Source organism: Sphingomonas sp. BL-S-29, from assembly GCF_055521495.1.
This window is the reverse complement of the sequence record NZ_CM145482.1, coordinates 3,460,582-3,471,383: the sequence shown is the minus strand read 5'-3', so window position 1 is coordinate 3,471,383 and position 10,802 is coordinate 3,460,582. Positions and strand designations below refer to the sequence as shown.

The window sequence follows — 10,802 nt, the reverse complement described above, 5'->3', positions numbered from 1 at the left end:
CGGCGTGACCTTCCTGCTCCGCCAGATCAGCTTCACCGCGGATCACCGCGAGATCGTGCGCTCGACCCAGATCGACAGCGATGCCGTGACGATCGGCCGCGGCGCCGAGAACGACATTGCGCTGCCCGATCTCGCCGTCGATCCGCGCCACGCCCGGATCGAGCGCCGCGACGACCGTTATGTCGCCGTCGTCGCGCTGGGCACCCTGGGCTTCGAGATCGACGGCCGCACCGTACGGCGCGGCGAGATCAACGCCGCCAGGGGCGCCGAGCTCGGTTTCGGCGGCCACCGCATCACCGTGACGCGCGATGCCGGGGGGCAGATCGTGCTGACCGTCGCGCGGGTCGGGGCGATCTCCGACACCGCGGAAGAGCGCGAGGAAGCGAACGCCTATTCGCTCAAGGGCCTGCTCCCGGGCAAGCGCTCGACCGCCTGGCTACTCGTCGCGGCGGTGTTGCTCGGCTTCCTCGCCTGGCCGGTCTGGAGCTATCTCAACCGCGACCGCGGCGACACGCGCAGCACCTATGCGCTCAGGGCCGACCATAGCTGGTCGAGCGGCCCGCTCAGTCAGGCGCATCATGCGCTGGAGGGCAAGTGCGAGGCCTGCCACGTCAAGGCGTTCGTCTCGGTGCGCGACGACAGCTGCAGGGCCTGCCACAAGGACGTGCACGATCATGCGCCGCCCGCGCGCCTCGCCGGCGCCCGCGCCGCGCCCGACTTCACCGGACGGATGCTCGCCAAGGTCGCCCGGACCTTCGGCAAGCCCGGCCCCGGCGCCTGTGTCGATTGCCACACCGAACATGAAGGCGCCGGGCCGATGCCGCCGACGCCTCAGGCCTTTTGCGCTGACTGCCATGGTTCGCTGAAGATCCGGTTGACCGACACGAAAATCGGCGATGCCGGCGATTTCGGCACCAGCCATCCGCAATTCCAGCCGCTGATCGCGACCGTGCCGGGTGCCACCCCCGTGCTGGCGCGTGCGTCGCTCGATCGCCTGCCGACCGAGCACAACGGCCTGAAATTCCCCCACAATCTCCACCTCGACACGCGCGGCGGCGTCGCGCGCATGGCGCAGACGATGAAGGCACGGAACGGCTTCGGCGACGCGCTGGTCTGCGCCGATTGCCACAAGCCCAGCGCGGACGGGGTCCGTTTCTTGCCCGTCCGGATGGAGCAGAGCTGCCAGATGTGCCACAGCCTCGGCTTCGACCGGATCGGCGGAACGGTACGCACCCTGCGCCACGGCGACGTCCCGCAGATGATCGCCGATCTGCGCGCGACCTACCGCGCGAACCCGCCCAGCGCGCCCGGCCCGGGCGATCGCCGCCGCCCCGGCGTCTATGCCCCGGGCCAGGTCTATCACGCCTATTTCGGCCCGGGCGGCCGGCCGAGCAATGCCGACGCCGCGATCAGGGCAGTGTTCACGAAGAACGGCGCCTGTTTCGACTGCCATGTCGTCACGCCACCAGGGGCGGGCGGGGCGGCCGACTGGACAGTGCTGCCGGTGCATCAGCCGATGCGCTACATGATGCACGGCTGGTTCGATCACGCCGCGCACCGCACCGAAAAATGCGAGAGCTGCCACACCGCCCGGCAATCCAGCTCGGCCGACGATCTGCTCCTGCCGGGCATCAGGACCTGCCGCACCTGCCACGCCGGCGAGGGCGCCGCGGCCAAGGTGCCGTCGGGCTGCGCCATGTGCCACAGCTATCACGCCAAAGCCGGCGCGCCCTGGATGCCCTCGACAATCAGGGCCCGCATCCGCACGCTGCCGGTCGCCGTACCTGCGTCGGGTCCGCCATAACAACCAGGGAGAGGGGATCATGCTGATCGCGCAGATCACCGACATCCATCTCGGTTTCGATCCGGGCAATCCGGACGAGACCAACCGCCAGCGCCTCGACCGGGTGCTGGCCGAACTGACGACAGGCCGGAATCGCCCTGACCTGATGGTCGCGACCGGCGACCTGGCCGATCGCGGCGATGCCGAAAGCTATGCCCGCCTCGCCGAAGCGCTCGGCGCCTGTCGGTTCCCGGTCTATCCCTGTCTCGGCAATCACGACGACCGCGCCAATTTCGCCCGGGCCTTCCCGCAGGTGCCGTCGGTCGCGGGCTTCGTTCAGTACGGCATCATGCTGCCGGGGCTGCGCATCATCGTCCTCGATACGCTGGAGGTTGGGCGGCACGGCGGCGGCTTCTGCGAGGTGCGGGCGGCATGGCTCAAGGTCTGCCTCGCCGAGCAGCCTGACACCCCGACCGTGATCGTCATGCACCACCCGCCGCTCGATGTCGGCATCGAATGGATGGATCCGGGCCCGGACCAGCCCTGGATCGCGCGCTTCACCGACGCGATCGCCGGACATCGCCAGATCCGCGCGATCTGGTGCGGCCATCTCCACCGGCCGATCGTCACCCTGTGGAACGGGATCGCCGTCACCATCGGTGGCGCCACCGGGGCGGAACTGTCCCTCGACCTTTCGCCGATCGACCCCGACCGTCCGGACGGCCGCCCGATGGTCAGCGACGGTCCGCCCGGCTACACGCTGCACCGCTGGGAAGGGGGACGCCTGGCAAGCCATTTCGATACCGTGCAGGACCATGCCATCCTCGCGGCGTTCGACGACGGCATGCAGCCGCTGGTGCGGCAGATGTTCGAGGAACGGTCGGGTTGAGGGAGCGTCCGGCCTGACCGGCGTCGCGCGGTTCGCCCATGTTCACGCCGCAACGCCGGGCCATGCGCGCACCGTATCCGCGATATAATCGCGCATCGCCCGGTGCACCTCGCCACCGGTAAGCCGGCCATCGCGGAAATCGCGCGTGAGCGCCGCCGTGAACAGCGTCGCTCCTTCGCCGTCCTTGCGCTTCCCTCGTTCGGGACCGGTCGCGCTGTGTGCGCCAAACCCCCATCGCTCGACCGACAGGGCAAGCGCCGGAACCGGCTGCACGAAATGCGGGTCGTTGGGCCACAATCCCGCGCTCCAGTTCAGCAGGCGCCCATATCCCATGCTGACCAGCGGATCGTCGAAACGCCCGCGCACCTGATATTGGCCGAAATCGACCAGCTGCGCGTCGAACGATGTCCGGTCGTCCGGCGCGCGCACGGTCTGGATGTTCATGCCGTCCCCGGCGAGCCGGCGCGCACCCCGCATCCAGCCGCGCACCGTCGCCGCATCGTCGGACGAAAGGCTCGGCACGAGCGTTCCGGCGTAGGAAGCGATCAGTTCCTCCTCGTCGTGAAACAGGAAGCGCGTGCCGCGGTTCGCCGAGGTGATCCCATAGTGACGCAGCAACAGCTCGATCTCGACCTTCACCGCCTCGTCGCGCGAGCCGCTGATAGGCAGATCGACATTGCCCCGTGCCCGACGATGGGCGCGTCGCACCATGATCCCCGCGGGCTCGACGGCCCCGGACCGCGAGGTCGCGCCGAAGCCCGTGTCGATGAACCCATAGACCGGCACGGTGGAGAAATGGGGCGCCGCATGCCGAAAGACGGCCTCGATGATCCATTGGAACAGGATCTCGCGCAATCCGTCGCGCATCAGCAACAGGCCGTTGCTGTGCACGTCGAGCGCGGGCGCACAATTCGGTTCCCGGCCGGTGCCCTTCAGATCCAGCAGTCCGCATCCGGTGTCCGACAGAAAGGCGCGGCCATAGCGCGTGGGCCGCCACACCCGGCGAGGCGCGTCGCGGGTGGCGACCGGCGTGTTCGTGATGTCCTGCGCCGCCTGCGTCACCGAGATGAGCGCGGCGTGCTCGAGCAGCCACGCTTCGCGCACGGCGTCGTATTCACCTAGCGGGCAACCGCCCGCTGCCAGGGCATCGTCCCGCAATGAGGGGAAGTCGTTCTGCAACAAGGCATGATCGGCAAAGACGAGGCGCGCCTCGGCGAGCGGCAGCGCGGTGTCGGGTCGAAGGCCATCGTCATCCAAGTCGCCGATGCGGCGCGGAATCACGGTGTCGCGAAACAAGGGGCAAGGCGGTGGTATCGTCTCGCCCGGCATCTCGACTCTGCTTCCTTCCATGATAGGGTGGTATTCAATTACCAATCGGGGAGCGGAACGATGGCTGAAGACGAACAGGGTGCCAAGTCACCCAACGATCCAGCCGGGGCCGCGCGCGCGGGCGGACAGGCATTGACGGGGCAGGGCGAGACGTCGGGCGCCGAACCGGTCAGCCAGTCACTCCCGCCGATCGAGCAGTTCCAGCGCATATTGCTCCGGGATCCCGCCTTGCAGGAAACGCTGGCGCGCGCGCAATCGCACGACGCGTTCCTCGATGCGGCGGTCCAGCTAGGCAACGATCACGGCTACGCCTTCACCAGGGACCAGCTTCAGGCGCACATCGCAACGCTGGAGCAACGACGGGCGGTGAGCGACGATACCGTGCCGCAGGCCGATCCTATCCAGTATCTGCAGTCGTCGCCGGAACCCCCGGGGCCGCCTCCACCCCCGCCGCCGGCGCCCCTGCCGCCGTCACCGCCGCCGCCTCCGCCGTCGCCGGAGCCCCCGGGGCCGCCGCCCCCGCCGCCGCCGGCGCCCTTGCCACCGCCGCCTCCAGCACCTCCGCCGTCGCCGGAACCCCCGGGGCCGCCGCCCACCCCTGGTCCTTCGCCCAGCCCTGGACCGTCGCCGTGCAGCTCGCCCAGTACGGCTTCGGGCTATTCGATGCAGTGCGGGTTCACGACGCAGAACTGCCTTTGCACGCTCTGAGTGAAAGCCCGGAGAGTGCCGATATTCCTTTTCACCACGCGCTGCGGCGGTTGCGGGAGGCGGCGCTCGCCGGGGTAGATTTCACGGCATTTCATCCCGCGGCGCGGGATGTGCTGGCCGATCATCTCGTGCGCAGGCTGTCGGCCGCCTCGGCGCCGGTCTTGCAGCGCGCGTTCGAGCAATTCGCCGCTCCGGGCGCGCGCCTGGTGTCGCTGTTCGTCTCGGCCGAAACGTCGCGACCCGCCGATTTCCGCTACCGCGCCTTCGTGGCGTGGCTGCTCGGCGATGGCTGGGGCAAGGTCCATGCGGACTATCCCGTTCTCGCGGAGGTCATGGCGGGGCTGATCCGGGACTGGACGCATTTCTGTTCTGAACTCGCGATGCGGGTGCGGGCGGATTTCCCCGCGACGGCCGTCGCGGGCCTGCGCATGGCCGGCTCGGACCCGCACAATGGCGGCCGCGAAGTCGTGCGGCTCTTCATGACCGGCGGCGAGTCGATGATCTACAAGCCGCGCAGCGTGGCGATGGAACACGCCTTCTCCGCCTTGCTCGACTGGTGCAACCGCAATCCGGCCCTGCCGGGTCTCGACTGGTACGTGCCGTGGGTCCGCAGTGAGGCCGGCTATGGCTGGATGGAATATGTCGAGACGCTCCCTTGCACGGAGGCGCACGACGTCCGGCACTTCTACCGACGTGCCGGTGGGCTCGCCGCGTTGCTGTACCTGCTGGGGGCGACCGACTGCCATTGCGAGAATGTCGTCGCGCATGGGCCATATCCGGTGCTCGTCGACGCGGAGACCTTGTTGCAGCCGCGCTACACGCCGCCACTGCCCGCAACCGGCCTCTACGAAATCGCCGATCCGCGGGGCTGGGATACGGTCGCGCGGTCCGGCTATCTGCCGCGCTGGGAACTGACCGATACCGGCCGCCTGGTGGACGTGAGCGGTCTGAGCGGCGGCGCGGATACCGCAGCCCGAGGCCCTGTGTGGCTGGAGGCAAACACCGACGCGATGCGGCTGACCTGGGGAGACCTGCCGCTGCGGCCGATGCCGAACCTGGCCCGGCTGGACGGCACTGCGACCAGCGCTGCCGACTGGCAGGCCGAGGTCGAGGCGGGGTTCGAGGAGATGTGGCGCGCCCTGGAAAGCGCAAGGGACGACTTGCCCTTGCAGGCCTTCGCCGCGCTGACGACGCGCTTCATCTATCGGCCGACACAGCTCTATGCCGAACTGCTCTGGCAGGCGTCCCAGCCCGAGAGCCTGCAGTCGCCCGCAGCGCAGGAACAGGCGTTCGGTGTGCTGGACAAGGCGCTGGAGGTCCTTTGCGATCCCGTCGCGGAGCGGAAGCTCGCCGAAGAGGAACGCGCGGCGCTGCGGCGGCGCGACGTCCCGCTGTTCACCGTGGCGTGCGGGGCCTCGACCCTCGCGTCCTCGTCCCTGCCTTTTCGCGATTCGGCCTGGAACGACGTTGGTGCACGGCTCCGGCATTGGAACGATGAGGCCTTTGGCCGTCAAAAGGCGATCGTCAGGGGCGCGCTCCGCGCTCTGGCCGCCATACCCGTCCCGTTCGTCGAACCACCGCTGCCCTTTCCCGAGCATGACGGTTCGGCGGGTGAGGCCGTGCTGCTGCGCGCTGCCCGAACGATCGCCGACCGGCTGTTACAGGCCAGCTTCCTGGTCGATGGTGGGCGAAGCTGGATCGCCCTGCAGGACAGGTCGCCGGCACCGTGCTTCCAGGTCGAACCGGTCGGGTTCGATCTGTATGGCGGCACGTCCGGCATCGCGATATTCCTGGCCGCCGCCGGTACGGTGCTGCGCGACGACCGCTATGTCGCCGCCGCCCGGGAAACGGTCGAGCCGCTGCGCCGTGCCCTGACGTCCGACGATGCGACCTTGCGGGAGGCGCTCGGTCGAAGCGTGCCCGCCGGCGGCCTGAGCGGCATCGGGTCGGTCGTGTATGCGCTCACGCGGGTCGGCAGCATCCTCGGCGATACGGACCTGGTCAGCGCGGCAGGCGAGGCGGCGCGGCTGATCACGCCGGAGCGGATTGAGCAAGACCGCTATTACGACATCGCCAGCGGCAGTGCCGGTACGCTGTGCGCGCTGCTGGCGCTCTGGAAGATGAATCCCGACCCCCTGCTACTGGCCCGCGCGGTGGCGTGCGGCGACCATCTGCTGCGGCACCGGACGGGCGAAGATGGCCGGCGCGCGTGGCGGACCTTCGCTGCGGTGCCGCTGACCGGCATGGGCCATGGCGCGGCCGGAATCGCCATGGCGCTGCTTCGCTTGTCGGAGGTCACCGGCGACGCCCGAATGGCAGAGGCTGCGGCGGAAGCGCGCGCCTATGAGCAGAGCCTGTTCAGCGCCGATCAGAGCAACTGGCCCGATCTTCGGGATGTCTTCCAGGTGGGGGATACGCCTGCTTTCTCGACCGCCTGGTGTCACGGTGCCCCGGGCATCGGCTTGTCGCGACTGGGGGGTCAGCAGGCCGCGAGTGCCCGAGAGATCGACGCGGCAATCGACGCGACGCGGCGGTTCGGCATCCAGGGACCCGATTATGTCTGTTGCGGCACCATGGGTCGGATCGATTGGCTGCTCGAAGCGGGCGTGCGCCAGGGGCGTGCCGCGATCGTCGACGAGGCCGTGGCGGCGAGCGTTTTTCTGAGCCGGCGCGCGGAGAAGAATGGCGGGTTCCGCCTGCTGGCGAACGCAGCGGCGGACGACGTCAAGCCGGGTTTCTTTCGCGGTTCGGCGGGGATCGGCTACAGCCTGTTGCGGTGCGCCCGTCCGGGTACGCTGCCCTGCGTGCTGGCCCTCGACTAGGTGCCGGATTCGCTCCTGCCCTTGGTCGACCTTCTGCCCTTTGGTCGCAACGCGCCGGAACTCCGGCGCATGGCGGCGACGCTTCCTTTCTCCTCCTACATCGCGCTCGAGCTACGGAGCGGCGACACGGACTCGATCAGCCTTTGCGCCCACGTGCCGCCGCGCAGGGGGGAGTGGCGCCGGTTCTACCCCCGAATCCTCGCCGCGTGCCTCGACGAGGACGCGGCTTGCGCGGCGTTCGTGCAGAGCGTGTATCTCGAGTTCGACGCTCCCTACACCGATGCGCCGGGCGTGTTTGTCGGGCTGCGCACTGACTTGCCGGCCCGCGAGACTGCCGCGCGGGCGGTCGCGAGCCTCGTCGTACCGGGGGCGCAGGTCCCCGACGACCTGGCGCCCTATGTTTCGCATATGGCGGCAATGCCCGCGCGCTCACCTTCTCTTCTCCGTCTCAATCTTCTGGCCGCGGGAATCCTGTGTGTTGCACCGTTGGAGCAACTCGCGGCGAGCGTGGCCGATGTCACCAGTTATTGTGTGGGGAGCGTCGATGTGACGCGCGGTGCGCTATCCGATCGGGTCGGCCTGGAATGTTATGTGAAGGATTGGGAGCGCTTCCTTGGGCTATGCCGCCGGCGCGGCTGGTGCAGCGACGCGGACGTGGCGCGCTGGCTCTCCTGGCCCGGCGAGGCGGCCGGCCCGGTCGTCGACGATCTGCCGGACTGGGCGCGGTGGACGGGTCAGCTGCTGAACGCGCGAAGCGGGGTGGTGCGGACGCTCAATCACGCCAAGCTGGTTGCGCGGCCTGGCGGGCCGGTGGAAATGAAGATCTACCCCGCTGCGCACCATGTCTGGCACTGAAGCCGGCATGCGCCGTGTGGAATGGCGCGGCGATCTGTTCGTCGCTGACCTTGATGAGGTTTCCGCGCGGCTGGTGGCATGGCCGCTGATCCCGCGCCCGTTCGAGCACACGCTGACCTTCTTCCTGCATCCGGTCGATGGCGACTGGGACGTCGCGACCGCGATCCGGATGCGCGCCTACCGGAATTTGCCCGAAGTGTCGGCCGACGCCGTGGCGGCGGTGCTGTCGTCCGGGGTGGAGGGCAAGCTTCAGGCAAAATCACCCCTGGGCAAAATAGAGCAGCTGGGCCCGGTCCTGCTCCGCACGATGCCCGATGGCGGCGCGCCGGTTCTCACGTCGCGCGGCCGGGTGTACCGCGTCCATTCGGTGCGGGTTTCGGCGCGCGAGCACCGAAGCTTCTCGCCCGGAGCGGCGCCGCCATTCGGGCCCGCCGCCGAGCGACGCCGGATCACGGTCGATCGCACACGCGCGCTGTTCCGTATCGACCCGGCAGCAGGAACGGTTACGTCTCTCGGCGATCTCGGCCCGCGTCTGGAAATCAAGGCGCCGACCCGCGCCGCGGTCGCTACCGTCCGGCGGGCGCTCGATCCGGGCGGCGCCATTCGCGTTCGGCCGAACGCGTCCCTGGCGCTGCTCTTCCAGGACGTGCTGCGGCAGAGGATCGACCCGGCACCCGCCGGCTTTCCGGAGATGGAGATCAAGTTCGACGTTCCCGGCGGGCTTGCGGACGACGATGCCGATGCGGTCGCTGAAGCGATCGCCGACACGTTCGAGGTGCTGCTGCCGGCACCGGGCCGGATCGAGCGCGTGCGGCGCTACCATGTCTGCCAGGACGGTGATGCCGGCGCGGAGTGCACGGTGGTCGAGACTGCCTCCGGTCGCCTGTCGGCCAAGCGCAAGCAGGGCGAACGCCGGCTCGGATCGGCCTTGCTGCGCGACACGATCGCGTCGCGTACTACCGATACCGACGGCGCGCTGTGCCCGGTCGCCCAGTTCACCCGCGACCTTGGCTGGACACACATGGCCATGTTCGAAAAGGCGCAGACCAAGATCCCCTTCGCTCTTCCCGAGAGGCGTGCCTATCTGGTCAGCCTGGACCGCTGCACCGCAGGGCAGGGACGACTCGATCAGGTCGAGATCGAGTTTATCGGTACGGTGCCGGGTGCGCCCTTTCCGACGGCCCAGATCGTTGCCGATGACCTTGCGCGACTTGGTGACTGGTTGGTTGCCGGCCCGCTCGGTGGCAGGCTCGTGCCGAGCTCGGGATCCAAGCACGCCTTCTTCCGCGCCATGCCTGATGCCGCTTCCGCCGGGCGTCAGCGTTCGGCCAGTGCGATATCGAGCACCGCGTGAAAAGCGCGACGCTCTTCCGCCATCGTGTGCCTGCTCGCCACCGCGTCTCCGCCCGCGCGTAGCCTGTCGCGAAGCGACGCGTCGGACAGCGCGCGCATCACCGCGGCCTCATGCGCGTCGAGGTCGTCGCGCGGCGCGATCAGGCAGGTTGCCTCGGGCCGGCAATGGCCGCGATTCCCCCCGGCATCGTTGGTGACCACCACTGATCCCGCCGCCATTCCCTCGAGTGCGGGGAGGTAGAATCCCTCTACGACATTGGGCAAGGCGACCAGCACATCCGTCGCCCCGATCAAGGCCTCATACGCCGTCTGCGGCAAGCGCGGGACGCCGGCGAGGACCGGCGCAAGCCCGCGACGCCGGAGACGCTCCGCGAGCGCTTCGGCAAGCGCGGGCTGCTTGCCGGACAGGATCGTCACGCCGATCGATTTGCTGTCCGATCGCCGCGCGAAGAACCCGTCGGCGGCGCCGATCGGGACCAGATGGATCGGCCCGCACGCGGCAGGCGCGAGCGCGTCGAGCAGGGCAGGGGTCGTGCAGATGCGCCGCGCCGGCCGGGCCAGGTAGGCGCGGAGCACCGGCTCGGTGAGATAGCCGGGATGCTGCGTGAAATGGAGAATTTCCGGGCCCGACGCGCAGTCCGGCAGCAGCGACCAGTCCTTGCCGTTCAGGGCGACAAACCGCGCGTCGGCAAGATCGGCGCCAGGATCGCTGACGATCGCCGCGTCGGCGACGCCGTCCCAGATGTCGCTTTCACGGTGACGCGACCCGGGCGAAAACCACAGCGCGGCGTCGATCGACGGGTGCGCCGCTGCGTGCAGATAATAATCGCGCACCTTGACGTTGCCCCCGGTGGGTGCGCCGAAGTGTCGGATCAGCAACAGGCGGTGTCGTGAAGCCATCGTCTCTTTCGTCTGATCCATGCGTTCGCGCCGGGAATAGGCCTGATTCAACGCTTGCGCGAACAATGCAGGATGCAGCCCGGCTGCGCCATCGGCCAACCGCCCGGCTCCTTCTCATTGTCGGTCGAATGTTGGAGGCGTTTCCCGCCGATCAGCGGTAAAA

General features: G+C 69.0%; 8 protein-coding genes. 6 read left to right on the top strand and 2 right to left on the bottom strand.

Translation table 11 applies throughout. From position 1 onward, the window contains the following. Positions 1-4 precede the first annotated feature (4 nt). Positions 5-1,804: a cytochrome c3 family protein gene (locus ACZ1I2_RS16425; RefSeq protein WP_465176526.1), complete on the top strand. Its 1,800-nt coding sequence runs from the start codon at positions 5-7 to the stop codon at positions 1,802-1,804. Positions 1,805-1,823: 19 nt separating this feature from the next. Then, positions 1,824-2,672, top strand: a complete 849-nt coding sequence (locus ACZ1I2_RS16420) for a phosphodiesterase (protein ID WP_465176527.1) — start codon at positions 1,824-1,826, stop codon at positions 2,670-2,672. A 42-nt stretch (positions 2,673-2,714) separates the two neighbouring features. On the opposite strand, the gene ACZ1I2_RS16415 is transcribed toward ACZ1I2_RS16420, so the two are convergent. Beyond that, positions 2,715-4,022 (bottom strand): hypothetical protein, encoded by a 1,308-nt coding sequence (locus ACZ1I2_RS16415; RefSeq protein WP_465176528.1) that lies wholly within the window; start codon positions 4,020-4,022, stop codon positions 2,715-2,717. Positions 4,023-4,061: 39 nt separating this feature from the next. On the opposite strand from ACZ1I2_RS16415, the gene ACZ1I2_RS16410 reads away from it, so the two are divergent. The 4 genes from ACZ1I2_RS16410 to ACZ1I2_RS16395 are packed head-to-tail and all read left to right on the top strand — an operon-like array spanning position 4,062 to position 9,740. Next, positions 4,062-4,709: a Nif11-like leader peptide family natural product precursor gene (locus ACZ1I2_RS16410; RefSeq protein ID WP_465176529.1), complete on the top strand. Its 648-nt coding sequence runs from the start codon at positions 4,062-4,064 to the stop codon at positions 4,707-4,709. Then, positions 4,631-7,531 (top strand): type 2 lanthipeptide synthetase LanM, encoded by a 2,901-nt coding sequence (lanM, locus tag ACZ1I2_RS16405; protein ID WP_465176530.1) that lies wholly within the window; start codon positions 4,631-4,633, stop codon positions 7,529-7,531. The genes ACZ1I2_RS16410 and lanM overlap by 79 nt, the downstream gene beginning before the upstream one ends. After that, the gene (locus ACZ1I2_RS16400) at positions 7,532-8,386 is read left to right on the top strand and encodes a hypothetical protein (protein WP_465176531.1); all 855 of its coding nucleotides are present in this window, start codon (positions 7,532-7,534) and stop codon (positions 8,384-8,386) included. Then, positions 8,373-9,740, top strand: coding sequence for a hypothetical protein (locus ACZ1I2_RS16395; protein WP_465176532.1), 1,368 nt, complete (start codon positions 8,373-8,375; stop codon positions 9,738-9,740). The genes ACZ1I2_RS16400 and ACZ1I2_RS16395 overlap by 14 nt, the downstream gene beginning before the upstream one ends. On the opposite strand, the gene ACZ1I2_RS16390 is transcribed toward ACZ1I2_RS16395, so the two are convergent. Beyond that, on the bottom strand, positions 9,704-10,660 hold the full coding sequence (locus ACZ1I2_RS16390) for a glycosyltransferase (protein WP_465176533.1): 957 nt from the start codon (positions 10,658-10,660) through the stop codon (positions 9,704-9,706). The two genes, ACZ1I2_RS16395 and ACZ1I2_RS16390, sit on opposite strands and share 37 nt — an antisense overlap. Positions 10,661-10,802: the final 142 nt, after the last annotated feature.